This window comes from Pokkaliibacter sp. CJK22405, assembly GCF_046614695.1.
Classification (GTDB): Bacteria; Pseudomonadota; Gammaproteobacteria; order Pseudomonadales; family Balneatricaceae; genus Pokkaliibacter.
In genome coordinates, this window is sequence record NZ_JBKKHQ010000007.1 from 201,730 (window position 1) to 219,278 (window position 17,549).

Genomic DNA, 17,549 nt, shown 5'->3' on the forward strand with positions numbered 1-17,549 from the left:
AGGGGTTATGGCGCTTATTCATCAGCCCGTTAGGGCATCGGCTGTAACCACTAATGCTTTGCACGGTCAGGTGTTCAGTACCGCCTATGTGCCAAAAGGATACTGGTGCCTAAAGTGGGGGCAACGCAGTGTGCTCATTCACCAGCGCCCGGTAGTGGTGAATCTCTGCCTGATCCTGCTGCTTCTGGGTGTGATGACTCTGGCACTGGGTTTGGGAAGCATGGCGCTGTCGCCTGTGGAGGTCTGGCGTGCCTTGCTCGGCGAGGGCAGTGCGCTACAGCAACTGGTGGTCAGAGAGCTGCGGTTGATGCGTGTGCTGGCGGCGGTAGCCACCGGCGCTGCTTTTGCGGTTTCAGGTTGCCTGATGCAGGCGCTGGCGCGAAACCGGCTGGCGACTCCGGGCATTATTGGGATCGACAATGCCGCGACAGCTTTCGCGGTGGCGTCAGTGGTTAACCTCTCAGTCAGTGTCGCACCGCCGGCGATGGCGCTGGCAGGCGCGATGACTGCGACGGCGCTGGCATTTGGTTTGGGCGGTGCCACGGGCACGCGCGGCTATCGTTTTATTATCGCGGGCGTGGCGATTGGTGCGCTGTCGGGGGCGGTGACTCAGCTGATGCTGAGCGAAGTCTCGATTGATGTGGCGAATGCGGCCTTTCCCTGGACGGTTGGTAGCCTGAGTGCTCGCAGCCCGGAAGCGCTGGCGGTTTTGTCGCTTGGCCTGATCCCCGGCGTGATCATTGCCTGTCGTCTGGCGCGTGCCCTTAACCTTCTGCAGCTCAGCGAAAGTGTCAGTATCAGCCTGGGAATTAGGGTACCGCAGGTTCGCTTTGTTGCCTTGTTGCTCTCAGTGATGCTGACGGCGCTGGCGGTGGCTGTTGCTGGTCCCGTTGGGCTGGTGGCCTTGCTTGGGCCGGAAATTGCCCGTGTTCTCTGCAGGCACCGGGGCATTCCTGTGATCACCTCCGCCTGTTGCGGTGCGCTTCTTATGCTGGCGGCAGATCTTCTCGGTCGGCTGATGCTGGCCCCGCTGGAAATCCCGGTGGGTATTGTCACCGCCATTGCCGGCAGCCCGTATCTTCTGTGGATGCTGCTTAACCCTGCTTATCGGACTCAGCCATGACGCTTGTATCAACCGTCTCTTCATCTCCTGTTGCTTCTGCGGAGGCTGCCTCTGGACATGAGCACGCTTCGCACTATTCACGCAGTCTGCATGCCACGCCTGCGCGCGCGACCCTGGAGGCTCGACAGCTGCGGGTAAAACAGGGTGACCAGTTGGTCATCCCGGAGCTTGATCTGCAATTGGCATCGGGCAAAGTCAGCGCCATTGTTGGTCCAAATGGCTGTGGTAAGTCCACACTGCTGAATACGCTGGCAAGAGTGCTCTCGCCTGAAAAGGGCCAGGTCATTCTGGAGGGTAAAGCGCTGGCAAAATTCAAGGTGCGGGAGATTGCCAGAAGGATGGCACTATTGCCGCAGGAAACCACGGCGCCAGAGGGAATGAGCATTGAGGATCTGGTGCGCTTTGGCAGGCAGCCGCACCAAAGCTGGTTACAACAGTGGAGCGAGGAAGATGCACTGGCAGTGCAGGAAGCTATTGCGGCAGCGAGTCTGACCGGCATGGAGCAACGCTTGCTTGAGGAGTTATCCGGCGGGCAGCGCCAGCGTGCCTGGATTGCCATGGCGATTGCCCAGCAAACACCGTTGTTACTCCTTGATGAGCCGACCTCGGCGCTGGATCTTGGCCATCAGATAGAAGTCTTTGAGTTGATACGGCACCTTGCCGAACAAGGCAAAACCGTGGCTATGGTGGTACATGATCTGCAAAGCGCCTGTCGCTATGCCGATGAGCTGATCGCCATGAAGGCCGGGCGCATTATTGCTCAGGGAAGTCCTGCACAAGTGCTGACACCTGCACTGGTACGTGAACTCTACGAGGTGGAATGCCAGATTATTCATGACCCCCACAGCGGAGCTCCATTGATCGTTAACGCCCGCCGTTGCGGGGCTGAAGGCTAATCTGATCTTTCGGACACCGGGATTTTTTTTAATAAATTCAAAGAATTAGTTTGCATTCCTCCGGAAGATGCGTATTATGCACACCCACAGACGCGGGATGGAGCAGTCTGGTAGCTCGTCGGGCTCATAACCCGAAGGTCGTTGGTTCAAATCCGGCTCCCGCAACCAAATTTAAAGAAAGCGCTAACCGAAAGGTTGGCGCTTTTTTTATGCCTATATACTGCCTCTCCTGTTGGCCTTCATCCTTTTTGCATCTTTTCTCACTTGTCGCACGCCTGTGCCTTGCCCAAGAAGAAAACAGAACTTGGTGAAAAAGGATGTTCCCCATGGAACTTACAACACTGGCCTGGATCAGCCTGATTCTGGGCATCCTGACGGCGATTGCCATTGCCGCGGACGTACGCCGTCATCCCCAGCACATGAGTGTAATGAATATCACCTGGCCAATTACCGGGCTTTATCTGCCCGTCATCGGCTGGTGGATTTATAAAGCACTGGGGCACAAAGGCCATGGCGATAAGCCTTTCTGGCAAAGTGTCTTTATCTCCACCAGTCATTGTGGTGGCGGCTGTACCTTGGGTGACACTCTGGCGGCACCGTTAATCTCCCTCACTGGTTTTACCTTATTGGGCTCGGCGCTGTTGGGGCACTTTGTGGGTGAGTTTATTGCTGCGTTTATTATGGGGATTGCCTTCCAGCTCTGGCCCATGATGGAGATGGGTGAAACCCGCTGGATCAAGGCCCTTAAAAAAGCGCTGGTGGCGGATGCCTTGTCACTGATCGCTTTTGAGGTGGGCATGTTTGGCTTTATGAGTATCGCGGTCTTTGGTTTTCTGGCCGAAGAGCCAGGCGTATTTTCGGCGGATTACTGGTTTCTGATGCAGATCGCCATGATCATCGGCTTTGCCACGGCCTATCCTGCCAATGCCTGGTTGGTGAAACGCGGCATTAAACACGGGATGTGATCTTCTGACTCGCCCGGAGCGGCATGCGCAGGGCAGACAAAAAAGCCTGGGGCACATGTAATGCCTCAGGCTTTTTTATTCAGACGTTAAAACTGGATTCAGACTTTAAAGGTCTGGATTGCGCTATTGAGCTCCTGCGTCAGGGAAGTCAGTTTGAAGCTGGCTTCCGACGTCGCTTTACCGGCTTCCGCCGCCTGAGCGCTACCTTCACTCAGGGAGCGAATGCGTCCGGTCACTTCATCTGCGGTGGCGGTCTGTTCTTCCGCGGCCGCCGCGATTTGCTGGTTCATCGACATGATCTGTGAGACCGCATTATGAATGGCTGTCAGGGTTTCATTGACCAGCTGGGACTGGCTCACCGTGGTTTCCGCTTGACGCTGACCGTCCTCCATAAAGGAAACCGCGGTTTTAACCCCTTGCTGTAGCTCCCGGATCATGCCTTCAATTTCTGCCGTACTGCCCTGGGTACGCTGAGCGAGCAGACGCACTTCATCGGCAACCACGGCAAAACCACGACCTTGCTCTCCGGCGCGCGCGGCCTCAATGGCGGCATTCAGGGCCAGCAGGTTGGTTTGCTCGGCAATGGTTTTGATGACATCCAGCACCTGGGTGATGTTGCCACTGGCTTCGCTGACACGCAGGGTCAGATTGGCCGACTCGCGGATGTGATTCGCCAGTGTCTCAATGGCTTCCAGCGCATCCGTAATCTGCTTCTGGCCGAGGCTGGCGCTACTGTTGGCACTGGAGGCGGCTTCAGCGGCAAAGTGCGCATGCTCTGACACCTGACGGGCGGCATCGGCCACCTGATGTACCGAGAGGTTAATGCTCTCGATATCCTGTCGTTGCTGGTTGATCACATGCTGGGCATCCGATGACACGCGTTGCATGGTCTCGGACTGGCTGGCCACCGCAGTTGAGCTGTTCATGGCGGTCTGGATCAGATCCCGCACGCGGTGAATCATCTGGTTAAAGCCACCGGAGAGCTGGCCCATTTCATCCTTCTGTTCAATGGCGACGTTAGCCGTCAGGTCGCCCTGAGCCACATTGCGGGCGGTAATCAGCATTTGCCCAACGGCGATTTTTACCGAGCGATAGAAAGCGAGGTACATCATCAGGGCAATCAGTACCACCAGGCAGATAATCGCGACGACAACGTTGCGCTTGGTGATTTCACTGGAAAGGCGCTTATCCAGTGTTGTTTGCATCTGATCAAAGAGGGCCGTGTTGGTATCCAGCAAGGGCTGCTGCGTTTCAGTAAAGACCTTGTCGTACTCATCCACTTTGAGCTTGATGCGCGAGGCATTGAGAATCTGCTGATCCACCAGTGTCATCAGGGCATCGTATTGGGTTGAGGCGGTGTCCAACGCGGTGGCGACCTCGTCATTACTATGGTCTTTAAGCGCAGCGGCGGCAGTGTCGTAAGCGACTTTCTCGGCTTTTACCTGGAATATCGCGTTATTAAGCAGGTCTTTGTTGACGTTACCCAGATAGCGTTCACTGGTGATTTCAAGGCCATAGGCGCGAAGTGAGTCGAGGGATTCGTTCAGCTCCAGCAGGGTGTTGATGGCGAAGGAAATCGACAGGGCTATCTTTTCGTTTTCATCACGGGTCAAGCCGCTTTCCCAGGCCAGGGTTTCCAGCATGGCGATCTGTTTTTGCACCGGCACGGCTTCTTCGGCGAAAAGCTCATTCAGGCCCTGAGTGGACTCCTTGATGGCTGACTGACGCTCCTGATGACTGGCAACCACATCCTTCCAAAGCTCGGCGGATTTTGGAAATTCCTCCAGCGCGGAGCTATCGTAGGCATCCAGCAGCGTCGCACTGGCTTCGCTCTGGGTATCCAGTACGCCTTTCAGGCGCTTGTTGGCAAAGGAGCGATAACCCACACGAGCATCGCGGGCGTGGGACAAGGCTTCATAAAGAGGATACTGGGCTCGTACCTGTGCCAGACCATCAAGTTCCTTGCGGGTTTCATGAATGGCCTGGTTGTAGTTATCGACCACCATCACAGCGAGTGCGGCGATCAGCGTAAAGAACAGCAAGCTCACAAGAATGAACTTGGCGGCGTAGGAAATCCGATTCATCAAGTGAATCAAAGGGCTGAGCAAGAGCATAGGGCAAAGACCTTATCGACTGCACACTGAAACCCGTGACATGCCTACTGCGATTCTGGCAGGTTCACACCTTTGTCCTGTCAATGGCGGGCAGACCCGGTGGCGGAGGGTCCGGTCTCCTGGCTCTTAGGTTCTCCTCGGCGTCAGGAGGAGTCAGGAGAGGAAGGTTAGACAGTCCTTGCGTAATTCTCAGCAAAAGTCTTGCCAGTCATCAATGGAATTCATACACATAGGTTGCTATGCGGTGGCTAGCGAGCCGCCTGCTAACCTGTGGTTCGCTCTGGCTGGCGTGATCAGGGGCATTTGGCGGCAGGTGGTTGGTAAGGAAGGAACGAAGTTTGCCAGGCGCAGGAAACCAAAAAAGCGCAGAGGTCTGCGCTTTTTTGGTGCTTCTCAACGGTTATAACCCTAGAGATGACCGGGGTTATGCAGCAGGCGTTCGCTGGCAGGAGGGGGCGCCCACTGATACAGGAACGTCTCTGACAATGCCTGGTCTCCATTCTTGATATACATGCGAATGGTGATCAGATTTTCACTGTCATCGGGTGGGACCAGATCAAACATGACACGGTAGCCATTGATCTGGGGTTGTGCTGTCACACTTAAGCGCTCGATCTGACCGTTACTTAAAGTAATGACCGGATCAATCTGTGCTCCGGAGGGTAGCTCGTTCAGCGCGCCACCAGCGAAGTCGATGGTAAAGTGCTGGCTGAAGTGGTCACGGCGCTGGCCGATCTCGCCACCCAGGCCGGTATAGGTCGCCACTACCATCGCCCGTTCGGGCAGATAAGGCGGACGGGTTCCCCAGTGGAGGTTGTATTCCATACTGAACTCCTGACCACCGAGCAGCGGTGTCTTCGGATTCCAGTAGCAGACCACGTTATCGAAGGTCTCATCCAGCGTCGGAATTTCCACCAGCTGAATAGAGCCTTCACCCCAGGGCGTTAAGGGCTCTACCCAAAGATCAGGACGCGTTTCGTAATGGAAGGCATTGTCCTGATAGTGATCAAACTTGCGATCACGCTGCATCAGACCAAAGCCTTTGGGATTGGTGTCAGTGAAAACGTTAAAGCCCAGGTGGCGCGGATTGGTGAGCGGACGCCAGATCCATTCGCCATTGCCTTTCCACATGGCGAGACCATCAGAGTCATGAATTTCCGGACGCCAGTCCCAGCTGGTGCGACGGTCATTTTCGCCCACCATAAACATGCTGGTAATCGGGGCAATACCCAGACGGCTGATATCTTTGCGTGGGTAAAGCGTCGCGGTGACGTGCATGACCACATTATCGCCCAGCGTCATTTCAAAGCGGTAAGCGCCGGTCGTGCTCGGTGAGTCAAGCAGGGCATAGAGCACCGTGGTTTTGCTCTTCGCCTGAGGACGCTCCAGCCAGAAGCTGACAAAGTCCGGAAACTCTTCCGGGGTGTCCATCGCGGTGTTAATTGCCAGGCCGCGTGCAGACAGGCCGTATTGCATCTCTTTACCGACCGCACGGAAGTAGCTTGCGCCCAGAAAGGAGACAACGTCGCGGTCCCAGTCTTTATCAAGGTAATAACGCACACCGGCAAAGCCCAGGTCTTCGGGCAGAACCTTGGCGTTCACTCCGGAACGGCCGAAATCATACAGGTCGGGGCTGTAACGCAGCTGGCGCGCCTGCCCCTGAGAGACTTCATAAAGGCTCACCGGGCGGCGGAAAAAGGGGCTCAGGTGGAAGAATTCAGCGCGAATTTTGGTACCTGACTTGCTCCAGAGCGCACTCTCGTTACGGTAATGAATATCATCAAACTGGGGGCGACTCAGCTGCGCAAGAGTTTCGGGTAGCGGCGGAATGGAGCCGTCGTAGGGCTGGCTGGAGAGTTCTTTCGCCTGTTGTTTCAGCGTGTCGAAAGAGAAAGCGGCTGCTTTGCCAAAGGTTTGCACGCCGGGAGCAGAAGAGGCTGCAAACACGTGCTGGAAAGGGCCGGCGGACAACGTGGTCATGGCGGCAGTGGCGGCACTCGCAGTACCTGCTTTTTTAAGAAAGTCGCGTCGTTTCATAGTCCGAGAAAATCAGGAGCGCTGTCGTTCATACAGGCAACTCAGTTCATGAGATTCCACCCGCTGGGCAAGGTGGCGGCGCATGCTGTCTCAGCAGCAAAGGTCAAGAATACCCAGTTCAGTGCATCCTTGGATAGTTCAGGATGTATCAGTCCGTTCTATTGCAGCCGTGTTCTTCCCCATGAGTACCGAGATATAAGTCTACTTATTCCTTGTGGGAATGGGTTGGGTGCCGAGGTTTCGTTATCGCTGCCTTCCTCTGCTTGTTACTCTGGCGCCATTCAATAGCACCCTGAAGAGGCTGGGGCGGACATGGAACTGGAACTGACAACCTTGTTACTGCTGGCGGCAACGGCACTGGTGGCTGGCTTTATTGATAGCATGGCGGGCGGCGGAGGGCTGATTACTATCCCGGCACTGATGGCCGCAGGTGTTCCACCGACTCAGGCGCTCGCCACGAATAAGCTGCAAGCCTGCTTTGGCTCCTTTTCCTCGGCTCACTATTTCTGGCGTCAGAAGCTGGTGGTGCTTAAGGATTTGTATCTTGCCATCGTCTGCACTGCTGCAGGCAGCGTGGTGGGTACGCTCTGTGTGCAATGGGTGAATGCGCAGGCCATGGCCAAATTGTTGCCTCTGCTACTCATGGGCTTTGCCCTGTATTTTCTGCTCTCGCCCAAAATGAGTGATCAGGATTCCCATCGCCGGTTATCGGCTGTGCCCTTCGCGTTTCTCGTTGGTACAGGGGTTGGGTTTTATGATGGTTTCTTCGGGCCGGGGACTGGTTCTTTCTTTGCCATGGCATTTGTGGCTTTGGCCGGGTTTGGTATCGCCAAGGCGACTGCGCACGCCAAGGTCCTGAACTTCACCGCAAACGTGGCGTCGCTGGTGTTCTTTCTGATTGGCGGCAAGGTTTATATCGTCACTGGTCTTTGCATGGCGTGCGGCCAGGTTATCGGCGCACGGTTAGGTTCGCGGATGGTGGTGTCTAGTGGGGTGCGGTTGATTCGTCCACTGCTGGTGGCCATGTCATTGATTATGTCCAGCAAGCTGCTATGGGATGAGTACGGCGCCGAGGTACTGCAGCGCCTGGGTTGATGGATATCGTTATGAGCCGTCAAGCGAAGTAAGCGCGTAATGCATCAATCAGCGCTGCAATACGCCGACGTTTGAGCACCCCCTGACGATAGAGCAAATTCACCGGTCTTGAGACTTCTCCCCTTTCTGGCAGCGGGTGTATGGCTGCTGCCGGAATGTTCAGCAGGGTGACAATACTGGAAGGCAGCAGGGCAGGCATGTAGCCAGAGCGCGCCAACTGGGCAATGGCAAAGTGGGAATTCAGCTCCTTGGCGGGGCGAAGCCCCAATGCCTGCATCTCATCCTTCAGATAGCGGTTCGAAGCGATGGCCAGATCAATACAGAGACAATCCAGCATGTCATCTGTTTCGACTTCGGCCTGCCTTGCCCTGAGGTCGCCACCATAGACCAGCAGCATCGGCTCTTCTTTCAGCACTTCCAGGGTCAGCCCCGGTAGCTGTCCCAACTGCCCGGTACAAAGGCCGATGGCATGGTCGCCACTTCGGACGCGCTCCACGATAGTCGGCGTTCGGTGCCCACCGATACTAATGTAGGGATCATGCCTCAGGTACTCCGCCAGGAAAGGCCCCAGATGCCCAGCGAGTACTGGCTCTGAGGCTGAGATGTTCAATACGCTGGTATCAACCTCACTCATCTGCTCAAACAGAATCGCCTTAAGCTTGGCCAGACTCGGATTGGCCTGATTCAGCAGTACCTGGGCTTCCGGTGTCAGGCGGATATGCCTGCCTTCTGGCTCAATCAGCTTTCGTCCCAGGCGGGCCTCCAGTGTGGCAATTCGCTTACTCACCGCAGATTGGGTCAGGTACAAGCGCGATGCTGTTTTCCCCATCGTGCCTTCCCGAGCAAGTACCGCGAGTGTTTCCAGACCTTCCAGCAGCATGTGGGCTCCAGCAGCAAAAAAAGCGAACTCATCTATTCCAACATGGAATCAGGGTGGCGGACAGTGTCTTGTGCGATAAAAATGGGCGTTACAATCCTATTGATATGGAATATCAATATTTCGGCAGGTTATAACTCTTTAAAAAAAATATAATGAGCGCTCGCCAGAACCCGCCCACTCGTTCTCGCTTCAGCGCAGGAGCCTTTATGAATATTCGCCGATGGTTACCTTTTCTCGGTTGGCCTAAACCCAGCCGTGGCTCACTCTGGGCGGATGCGCGAGCCGGGTTTAGTGTTGGGCTGGTGTTGGTACCTCAGGCCGTGGCTTATGCTGCGTTGGCAGGTATGCCACCACAAACCGGGCTTTATGCGGCAATGATCCCCAGCATTATTGGTGTGCTTTGGGGATCTTCACCTTTACTGGCGGCTGGCCCGGTGGCACTGACCAGTCTGCTGACCTTTGGCTCGCTGCAGGGGCTGGCGACTCCGGGTTCGGTGCTTTGGGTCACTCTGGCCATCTGGCTGGCGATTTATTCTGGCGTGATTCAACTGGCGCTGGGCTGTTTTCGTCTGGGAGCGATTGGTAACTTTATCTCTTTCCCTGCCTTGAAAGGCTTCATCAATGCCGCAGCGCTGATCATCATTGCTTCCCAGCTTCCGGCTTTGCTGGGCTTTGGTCACTGGAATCTGGGAAATCTTCACCAGTGGCAAGCCGGGTTGTTTGATGGGGATGGAATTCTGCCGCTACTGGTGGGGTTGGGCTCCATTACTTTTCTCTTTCTGGCGCGGCGCTTTTTCCCAAGGCAACCCGCCGTACTCTATGTCTGTATTCTTGGAATTGCGCTCAGCTATCTGACAGGGTATCAGGAGCTGGGTGGAGCGGTGGTGGGCGAGCTTCCTCACGGCCTGCCTTCCTTAGTGCTGCCGGATAGCATCAGCTTTGAGCAGCATCGTTCGCTTCTGCCAGCCGCATTGATTATTGCGCTGGTCAGCTTTACCGAGGCGATGTCCAGTGCCCGTACTTTGTCGAGAAAGCGTGAAGAGCGCTGGGATGAAAATCAGGAGCTGATCGGGCAGGGGCTGGCGAAGCTGGCGAGCGGGAGCTTTGGTGCCTTTCCTATTTCCGGCTCGTTCTCACGTTCAGCACTGAATTTGTATGTTGGTGCCACCAGCGGTTGGTCTTCCGTGTTTGCCGCACTTTGCGTCGCGCTTTGTTTGTTGTTCTTCACTCATCCGCTGGCGTATCTGCCTACCAGTGTTCTTGCCGCGGTCATTATTGTGCCTGTGATCAATTTGCTGGACTGGCGAGTCTTTACCCGCGTAGGTAAAAGCTGCCCGGAAGATGGTGTGACGGCTGCAGTTACCTTTATCGCGACTCTGGTGTCGGTACCGCAACTTCACTGGGGCGTCCTGACCGGTTTCCTGCTGGCTATGCTGATTTCAGTCTATCGTCGCAGTCGTCCGCGCATAATAGAGGCCGGAGTTCATGAGGATGGCGTGTTTCGCGACCGCGCGCGTTACCACATGCCGGTCTTGGCAGAAGATGTGCTGGTCGTGCGTATGGACTCTGCGCTGATCTACACGACAGCGCCGGCACTTGAAGCCTTCATCCTCGATCATATTTCGCCCGCCACGAAAGATGTGGTCGTGCTCTGCAGTGGTATTAATGATATCGACGCCACCGGCATAGAGTGTCTGGGTGAACTCAGTGAGCTACTTCGCAAGCGGGGAATCTGCCTGCGTTTAGCGGGCGTTAAAATGCAGGTATGGCGCAGGCTTGAGCGCTCTTCCTCCTTTGCCAGCCTGAATGCCGACAAAGCCTTTCTCTCTGATGATGAAGTGAAGAAGTTTTATCGCAAGGAAAGAGTTAAGGGGGCTCAGGTGCCTGACCCTGGTCCAGCACCTGAGTGGCATATCTAAGCTGTTACATGATCGCCAGTAGCAGCAGGCCAAAGGCAATGCGGTAAATACCGAAAGCAACAAAGGTGAAGTGCGCAAGGAAGCGCAGGAATAGCTTGATCACTACCCAGGCGCTGAAGAAGGCGATTACGAAGCCGACCAGAAGCGGCAGTGCTGCTTCGCCGCTGAACTCATGGTAGTGCTTAAGCAGGTCGTAACCACTGGCTGCAAGCATCACCGGCAATGCCAGCAGGAAGGAGAACTCCGCGCTGGCTTTGCGGTTCACCCCCACCAGCATGGCCCCAATAATGGTGGAACCTGCACGGCTGGTGCCCGGGATCAGCGCAAAAACCTGCGCAATACCAATCCATACCGCCTGTTTCATGCTTACATCTTCGACATCCTTGGTCCCGGCATTCTCTTCTTTATAGAAGTATTCGACGATCAGGAAGATAACCCCGCCGACAATGAACATAATGGCCACGATCTGGCTGGAAAATAGCGCCTTGATTTGATGGCTGAAAAGAAAGCCCACCGCAGCTACTGGCAGGAACGCAATAAAGACCCGAGTCCAAAGCCGGGTGTGCTTGAAGGTCAGCTTTTCGCGGTAACTGGCGGCGACGGCGAGAATGGCAGCCAGCTGAATAATGACTTCAAAAGCCGTATTTTCTGCGCTTTGGTCCATCCCCAGCCATTGGCTGGCGACAATCATGTGTCCGGTCGAGGAGATGGGCAGAAATTCTGTCAGACCTTCAATCAGGCCCAGAATAGCGGCTTGCAATATATCCATAAGGTGCGGTTTCCGTTTAGGGAGCTAGATGTACGTAGCGAGTTCAAAACGCGGGCTATCATCGCATAAGCCTTTGGTGTGAGGAATATCGATAAATTTGAATTAAATGTCAGGAATGAATGGTTTTTTAGGGGCTGTATGAAAAAAATCACGATAATTAACGTTTGACGTGATTCTGCTTGTACGTTCTATAATATTGCCTAACTTGATTTTACAAAGCAGTTACATTATACCCTTGGTACAGCCACTTGATTGCGGAACAAGGCAGCGCGGAAACAGATGTTCTGAAATGGAAGTCATTTGCTGCGACCTTCCGTACAAACGCAGGAAAGCGGAATGAAAGTGTTAATTGGTGAAGCTCGCCCTAGTCTGGATGCCTATACCCTGCAAGGGTTGATGGCGGCAGGTCATGACGTACGTCGAAGCCATATTGGTGCTGAACTTTTATTTCAGTTACAGCAAGGCAGCTACGATGTGGTGATTTTGGGTGAAGAGGCCAGGGATCAGATGGGAATCGAGCGGATTCGTACTGCCGGGATGAGAACCCCGGTACTGCTTCTGGAAGATAGCGAGATGATGGATGTCTCTCTTCTGGGTGAGCATACCGAATGTCTGGTAAAGCCTTTCTCCTTAAGTCGGCTTTTAGCCTGTATGAACCGGTTGGCAGATAAAAAGCTGGCGTATTGATGGGCGACAGCGAATAAAAAAGCGGCGATATCCTCGCCGCTTTTTTATTGTCAGGAAGACCCCGGGAATCTCAGGGTTCTCCTTTCTCCAGAGTATTTCGTGCAGTAAGCGCAGGAAAGAGCTTCATCCATAGTCCGACGATCACCAGTGTTCCAAAACCGCCGACAACGATGGCGGGTACTGTGCCCAACAATGCCGCAGTGACGCCTGATTCAAACTCCCCTAACTGATTCGACGTGCCAATAAAGATAGAGTTGGCAGCGCTGACTCGGCCACGCATTTCATCCGGTGTTTCCAGCTGCACCAGTGTTGAGCGAATCACCACGCTGACCATATCGGCGGCGCCCATAATCACCAGTGCTGAGAGCGCCATCCAGAGCTGGGTCGAGAGGCCGAATACAATCGTCCCAAGACCAAAGACTGCCACTGCTGAAAACATGATTTTGCCCACTTTACGTTGTAGTGGGTGACGAGCCAGATACACCGACATGAGTACTGCGCCTACCGCAGGAGCACAGCGCAATAGCCCCAAACCCCAGGGGCCGGTGTGCAGGATATCCTTGGCGACGATGGGCAGCAGTGCCGTTGCTCCTCCCAGAAGTACCGCGAACATATCCAGTGAAATGGAGCCGAGAATGACCGGATTACGGCGGATGAAGCGGATTCCGCCAAGCAGTGTCTCCATGGAAACCGGCGCTTTGGCGCGGGCAGTGTATTGGTATTGCAGGCTGGACAGGATCAGGCTGGAGAGGAGAAAGCCGAGGACACTGATACTGTAAAGAGTCGTTGGCCCCACCAGATAGACCACGCCACCAATTGCGGGACCGGCAATGACTGTCGCTTCACGGGCAGAAGCAACGAGTGCCAGAGCACGCGATAGCAATGCTTCGGGAACGAGATTGGGCAACAGCGCGCTGGAGGAGGGCATTTCAAAGGCGCGAGAGGCGCCCAGTGCGGCGGCGCAGGCGTAAATCATGCCTGCGCTGATATGCTGGGTGTAGCTGCCCCAGGCCAGAACGGCGACAGTGGCTGCCATCACAATGCGGCAAATCATCAGTATCGTGCGGCGATTGTATTGGTCAGCGACATGGCCTACGACCAGCGTCAGGGCGAGTTGTGGAAGAAACTGAGCAAGCCCCACCATGCCCAGATGCATGGCGCTGTTGGTCAGCGAATACATCTGCCAGCCAATGCCGACAGTAAGCATTTGAAAGGCCAGCGAAGATGCTATCTGGCTGATCCAGAAGCGTAAGAATGTCGGGTGGCGGAACAGGTTGGTATCCAAGAGAGTCACCGGTCTAGCTGGATAAAACGAAGCAGACCAGTTTAGCGGAATCAAAAGTAAGTTAAACGTGTGATTGAATTAAAGTCGCTTTGTTTGCGCAATTCACTATTCCCGAGTGAAAGCTGAGGCATTGTGGGTGAGCGTGATGAGGAATCCAGGGCCTCAAGACGCGCGACCTCTGACAGGAGAGCCGCGCGGTCTGGAAAAATTTGAGCCTCAAGCGTCGAGGGCTGTCTGAATTGCCGCTGTCAGGTGGCTATCCTCTGGCGTTGTGTTGGGAGCAAAGCGGCCAACCACATCACCATTCTTGGCAATCAGAAACTTCTCAAAATTCCACACCACCTCAGGGGCTTCTGTGGGAGTGATGCCATGCCCTTGCAGACGTTCAGCCATGCTCTCGCGTCCACGCGTTACAGGTGCGTGTTCGATCAGGCGCTGATACAGCGGATGCTTGTGCTCGCCGGTGACGACCATCTTGGCAAACAACGGGAAGCTGACGTTGTATTCGGTGCTGCAGAAGTTTTTGATTTCTTCATTGGAACCGGGTTCCTGCCCTTTGAAATCATTAGCCGGAAAGCCAAGTACAACCAGACCCTGGTCCTTGTACTGCTGATAAAGCGCCTCTAAACCTTCATATTGTTTGGTCAGGCCACACTTTGAAGCCACGTTGACGATCAGCAGGACTTTTCCCCGGTAAAACTCCAGTGAAGTCGGCTCACCGTCGATGGTTTGCAGGGCAAGGTTAAATAGTGAACTGCTCATAGGATCTCCTGCGATGATTGCTTAGTAATGAATGCCAGCACTCTCTGAAACGCTGGACTTGGGTCAGTGTTTCGATCAGCAGCGGCAAGTGGATGATCTTTAGGGCAAAGTGAAGGTTTTCGCAATAGTTCTGGCGAATTGGCTGTCAGCAGCAAGATGGGCGGAAGCGATTGAGTGCTCACATTTTGATATGTCTGGGCGATAGCCCTCGTCCTCTTAAAGGTATACAGTATAAAGTCAATCAAGCGATTAAATAATGTCTGAGGCTAACCGCCTGTAATAAGCACTTTGGAAAGCGGCTAAATGTTTCCTGAAACGCTAAAGACAGGACCTCAGCCGAAACTGTCGGGTGTCCCTGTGCTCTCTCATGATTTCTGGCAAGAAAAAACCTTACTTCGCTTTATGCTGGGCTCATTGTTTTCTACCCAAGGGGTATGGATTCAGCGGCTGACGCTCGGCTGGATGACCTGGTCTGCGACCCATTCCGAAACCTGGGTTGGCCTGATTGCCTTCTTCAATTTCTTCCCGACGGTTGTACTCGGACCGGTCTTTGGTGTGCTGGCGGATCGCGTGAATGTTCGAGCTGGGGTGGTGACCCTCGCTTTCTGGAACGCCTTTATCTCCGCCGGGATGGCTGTTCTGATTGGGTTGGGATACCAAAGCCCCTATCTGTTTGTTGGCTTTGCTTTATTGCTTGGCCTCACCACCAGTATGTACCAGCCATTACGGTTGTCGCTGGTGCCGGATCTGGTGAAACAGGAAAAGTACCTTCAGCGGGCGGTGGCTTCTAACTCCATCATCTTTAATACCTCGCGTTTTATTGGCCCGGCTGTGGCAGGTGTGGTGATCAATCACTGGGGGAATGCGGCAGCCTTCGTGGCAACTGCGCTGTTCTATCTGCCGATGCCGCTAATGCTCATGACCGCTACGCTCTACGCTCCACAAAAAGAGAAATCGGCGGGTAAGCCCAAATCGGTGCTGGAGGAGTTTCGCTCTGGCCTTGGTTATGTGCGAAAGCATGAATTTATCAGTTGCCTGCTCCTGGTAACGCTTTTCACTACGGTTTTTGCGCGCGCTTTTCTTGAGCTGTTACCGGCGCTGGTACAGAGCTGGTTCAATGAGGGGGTAGCCCAGTTGGCGATTCTGACCTCCAGTGCGGGTATTGCTGCGGTGGTGTCAGGGCTTTGGCTCTCCGGACTAAAACGACGGGATGCGATGTTACGCGCTACCCGGACAGGCAGCCTGCTAACGTCTCTGGTGGTGATTTTACTGGGGAGTTTCAGCAATTTTTATGTGGGAGTTGTGGCGGTAGCCTTGTTGGCATTATGCAGTTCAATGGCCGGTATTGGTTCACAAACCCTGCTGCAGATGAATGTTGATCGTCACTATCGTGGTCGGGTCATGAGCCTTTGGGGAGCACTGATCATGGGTGGGGCTTCTGTGGGAAGTCTGCTGTTAGGAAGCCTGATGGAGCTGGTGGGCAATCAGCCTGTCATGCTGGCAGCAGGCGTCCTGAGCTTTATTTCCTGCCTTGTCGTGACTCGCCGGTTGAAGCAGGCGGATGAGAGGCTGGAAAAACCACCTGTGACAGAGCCGCAGGTGGTGCATTCCTGAGATTTATTCGCCCCAGATTTCCTTGGCGATATCCACAACGAGCTTAAGTTTTGCCCATTGCTCCTCTTCTGTCAGGGCATTGCCATGCACAGTGCTGGCAAAGCCGCACTGAGGGCTCAGACAAAGTTGATCCAGCGAGGTGTACTCAACGGCTTCCTGAAGACGCTCAATCACCGCCGCTTTGTCTTCCAAGGCCGCAACTTTGCTGGACACAATGCCCAATACTGAGGTTTTGCTGCTGGGCAGATAGCGTAAAGGTGAGAAGTCACCTGAGCGGGCATCATCGTATTCGAGAAAGTAGGTGTCGACATCGAGGGCATTAAAGAGCACGTCAGCGACTGCCTCATAACCCCCTTCAGCGAACCAGCTGCTGCGGAAGTTGCCGCGACAGAGGTGTATGCCGATCACCATATCCTTTGGTCGTTGGCCAATCGCCTTATTGATCAGCTCTGCATACTGAAGCGGCAGGGTTTCCAGATTCTCGCCACGCTCTTTGGCCGCAGCGCGCATTTTAGGATCGCAGAGGTAAGCCAGGTTGGTGTCATCCAGCTGCACATAACGACAACCTGCCTGATATAAGGCATCCAGTTCCTGCTGATATACCGTTGCCAGGTCTTCGAAGAAAGGCTCCAGATCAGGGTAGGCTTCAACATCAATGGCTGCGCGGCCACCACGGAAATGCACCATGGTGGGCGAGGGTAGCGTTACCTTGGCGACTCCCTGGGACAGATGACGCTGGATGGCATGAAAGTTATCGACCTCAATGGGCTGCTTGTGACGAAGTGGGCCGACCACGCTCAGTTTTGGCGGAGCAAAGCCTTGCTGAGCAGACGTGGTATTGCTGGCGTGAATCGCGCCCGTAACCTCTACGCCGCCGAGCTGCTGTAGAAAGTCGAGGTGGAAATAGGTACGGCGGAATTCGCCATCGCTGATGCTTTTAAGGCCGATATCCTGTTGACGCTGAATGATGGCGGCAATGGCCTGATCTTCGATGTCTCGCAAGGTCTGAGCATCAATTTTCCCCTGAGCAAAGGCATCACGTGCCTCAAGCAAAAGCGTGGGACGCAACAAGCTGCCAACATGTTCGGCGCGAAAAGGAGGGTGGATATGGGCCATAAAACTCTCTCTGGAAGTTTGTGAGCACAGGGAAGTGTTTCAGCCTGACAGCGCGGAAGCTTGGGAAGCTGCAAGCATTGTCGTGACTGACTGTCTCCATGCTAGAAACTTCACTGACGTGCTTCAAAACACATCCTTCACGTTGATCTTCGAAATCATTCATGTTCACAGGAAGTGACAACGCTGCTTTGTTAAAACGTGGTTTTAGAGGGTGAAAAGGGCGGATTTTCGTTGATAAGTGTTCGCCAGATAACCAACGTGATTATCTGGCGAACAAAGAGTTGTAT

General features: G+C 54.4%; 14 protein-coding genes and 1 tRNA gene. 8 read left to right on the forward strand and 7 right to left on the reverse strand.

Annotated features, from left to right (window positions below):
- Positions 1–7 precede the first annotated feature (7 nt).
- From ACKC9G_RS04030 to ACKC9G_RS04045, 4 genes are all read left to right on the forward strand, one after another.
- Complete coding sequence (locus ACKC9G_RS04030) at positions 8–1,123, forward strand: FecCD family ABC transporter permease (protein ID WP_411403653.1); 1,116 nt, start codon at positions 8–10, stop codon at positions 1,121–1,123.
- Positions 1,120–2,019: an ABC transporter ATP-binding protein gene (locus ACKC9G_RS04035; RefSeq protein WP_411403654.1), complete on the forward strand. Its 900-nt coding sequence runs from the start codon at positions 1,120–1,122 to the stop codon at positions 2,017–2,019. The genes ACKC9G_RS04030 and ACKC9G_RS04035 overlap by 4 nt, the downstream gene beginning before the upstream one ends.
- 91 nt (positions 2,020–2,110) lie before the next feature.
- Positions 2,111–2,187 (forward strand) — tRNA-Met (locus ACKC9G_RS04040).
- A 158-nt stretch (positions 2,188–2,345) separates the two neighbouring features.
- On the forward strand, positions 2,346–2,984 hold the full coding sequence (locus ACKC9G_RS04045; protein ID WP_411403655.1) for a DUF4396 domain-containing protein: 639 nt from the start codon (positions 2,346–2,348) through the stop codon (positions 2,982–2,984).
- Positions 2,985–3,082: 98 nt separating this feature from the next.
- Here ACKC9G_RS04045 and ACKC9G_RS04050 read toward each other — a convergent pair whose 3' ends face one another.
- Both ACKC9G_RS04050 and ACKC9G_RS04055 read right to left on the reverse strand, forming a co-directional pair.
- A complete protein-coding gene (locus tag ACKC9G_RS04050) occupies positions 3,083–5,068 on the reverse strand; it encodes a methyl-accepting chemotaxis protein (protein ID WP_411403656.1) in 1,986 nt (661 codons plus the stop codon).
- 438 nt (positions 5,069–5,506) lie between these two features.
- Positions 5,507–7,135, reverse strand: coding sequence for a glucan biosynthesis protein (locus tag ACKC9G_RS04055; protein WP_411403657.1), 1,629 nt, complete (start codon positions 7,133–7,135; stop codon positions 5,507–5,509).
- A gap of 312 nt (positions 7,136–7,447) precedes the next feature.
- On the opposite strand from ACKC9G_RS04055, the gene ACKC9G_RS04060 reads away from it, so the two are divergent.
- On the forward strand, positions 7,448–8,230 hold the full coding sequence (locus ACKC9G_RS04060; protein ID WP_411403658.1) for a TSUP family transporter: 783 nt from the start codon (positions 7,448–7,450) through the stop codon (positions 8,228–8,230).
- Between the two features lie 19 nt (positions 8,231–8,249).
- Here the strand turns inward: ACKC9G_RS04060 and ACKC9G_RS04065 are convergent, their stop codons facing one another.
- Positions 8,250–9,110: a LysR family transcriptional regulator gene (locus ACKC9G_RS04065; protein ID WP_411403659.1), complete on the reverse strand. Its 861-nt coding sequence runs from the start codon at positions 9,108–9,110 to the stop codon at positions 8,250–8,252.
- 206 nt (positions 9,111–9,316) lie between these two features.
- Here ACKC9G_RS04065 and ACKC9G_RS04070 point away from each other — a divergent pair, with 206 nt between their 5' ends.
- The gene (locus ACKC9G_RS04070) at positions 9,317–11,029 is read left to right on the forward strand and encodes a SulP family inorganic anion transporter (RefSeq protein ID WP_411403660.1); all 1,713 of its coding nucleotides are present in this window, start codon (positions 9,317–9,319) and stop codon (positions 11,027–11,029) included.
- Positions 11,030–11,033: 4 nt separating this feature from the next.
- Here ACKC9G_RS04070 and ACKC9G_RS04075 read toward each other — a convergent pair whose 3' ends face one another.
- Complete coding sequence (locus ACKC9G_RS04075) at positions 11,034–11,798, reverse strand: undecaprenyl-diphosphate phosphatase (protein WP_411403661.1); 765 nt, start codon at positions 11,796–11,798, stop codon at positions 11,034–11,036.
- A 336-nt stretch (positions 11,799–12,134) separates the two neighbouring features.
- On the opposite strand from ACKC9G_RS04075, the gene ACKC9G_RS04080 reads away from it, so the two are divergent.
- Positions 12,135–12,485, forward strand: coding sequence for a hypothetical protein (locus tag ACKC9G_RS04080; protein WP_411403662.1), 351 nt, complete (start codon positions 12,135–12,137; stop codon positions 12,483–12,485).
- Between the two features lie 70 nt (positions 12,486–12,555).
- On the opposite strand, the gene ACKC9G_RS04085 is transcribed toward ACKC9G_RS04080, so the two are convergent.
- Positions 12,556–13,770: an MFS transporter gene (locus ACKC9G_RS04085; RefSeq protein WP_411403663.1), complete on the reverse strand. Its 1,215-nt coding sequence runs from the start codon at positions 13,768–13,770 to the stop codon at positions 12,556–12,558.
- A 216-nt stretch (positions 13,771–13,986) separates the two neighbouring features.
- A complete protein-coding gene (locus ACKC9G_RS04090) occupies positions 13,987–14,532 on the reverse strand; it encodes a glutathione peroxidase (protein WP_411403664.1) in 546 nt (181 codons plus the stop codon).
- A gap of 357 nt (positions 14,533–14,889) precedes the next feature.
- Between ACKC9G_RS04090 and ACKC9G_RS04095 the strand changes: the two genes are divergently transcribed.
- A complete protein-coding gene (locus ACKC9G_RS04095; protein ID WP_411403665.1) occupies positions 14,890–16,146 on the forward strand; it encodes an MFS transporter in 1,257 nt (418 codons plus the stop codon).
- Positions 16,147–16,149: 3 nt separating this feature from the next.
- Here ACKC9G_RS04095 and ACKC9G_RS04100 read toward each other — a convergent pair whose 3' ends face one another.
- Complete coding sequence (locus ACKC9G_RS04100) at positions 16,150–17,262, reverse strand: 5-methyltetrahydropteroyltriglutamate--homocysteine S-methyltransferase (protein ID WP_411403666.1); 1,113 nt, start codon at positions 17,260–17,262, stop codon at positions 16,150–16,152.
- Between the last annotated feature and the right edge of the window lie 287 nt (positions 17,263–17,549).

What these genes read in the sequence shown, in the direction of transcription:
- ACKC9G_RS04050 (WP_411403656.1), bottom strand. Translation starts at nt 5,068, where the DNA reads ATGAATCGGATTTCCTACGCCGCCAAGTTCATTCTTGTGAGCTTGCTG.
- ACKC9G_RS04080 (WP_411403662.1), top strand. Translation starts at nt 12,135, where the DNA reads ATGAAAGTGTTAATTGGTGAAGCTCGCCCTAGTCTGGATGCCTATACC.
- ACKC9G_RS04070 (WP_411403660.1), top strand. Translation starts at nt 9,317, where the DNA reads ATGAATATTCGCCGATGGTTACCTTTTCTCGGTTGGCCTAAACCCAGC.
- ACKC9G_RS04030 (WP_411403653.1), top strand. Translation starts at nt 8, where the DNA reads ATGGCGCTTATTCATCAGCCCGTTAGGGCATCGGCTGTAACCACTAAT.
- ACKC9G_RS04055 (WP_411403657.1), bottom strand. Translation starts at nt 7,135, where the DNA reads ATGAAACGACGCGACTTTCTTAAAAAAGCAGGTACTGCGAGTGCCGCC.
- ACKC9G_RS04060 (WP_411403658.1), top strand. Translation starts at nt 7,448, where the DNA reads ATGGAACTGGAACTGACAACCTTGTTACTGCTGGCGGCAACGGCACTG.
- ACKC9G_RS04065 (WP_411403659.1), bottom strand. Translation starts at nt 9,110, where the DNA reads ATGCTGCTGGAAGGTCTGGAAACACTCGCGGTACTTGCTCGGGAAGGC.
- ACKC9G_RS04100 (WP_411403666.1), bottom strand. Translation starts at nt 17,262, where the DNA reads ATGGCCCATATCCACCCTCCTTTTCGCGCCGAACATGTTGGCAGCTTG.
- ACKC9G_RS04045 (WP_411403655.1), top strand. Translation starts at nt 2,346, where the DNA reads ATGGAACTTACAACACTGGCCTGGATCAGCCTGATTCTGGGCATCCTG.
- ACKC9G_RS04090 (WP_411403664.1), bottom strand. Translation starts at nt 14,532, where the DNA reads ATGAGCAGTTCACTATTTAACCTTGCCCTGCAAACCATCGACGGTGAG.
- ACKC9G_RS04075 (WP_411403661.1), bottom strand. Translation starts at nt 11,798, where the DNA reads ATGGATATATTGCAAGCCGCTATTCTGGGCCTGATTGAAGGTCTGACA.
- ACKC9G_RS04035 (WP_411403654.1), top strand. Translation starts at nt 1,120, where the DNA reads ATGACGCTTGTATCAACCGTCTCTTCATCTCCTGTTGCTTCTGCGGAG.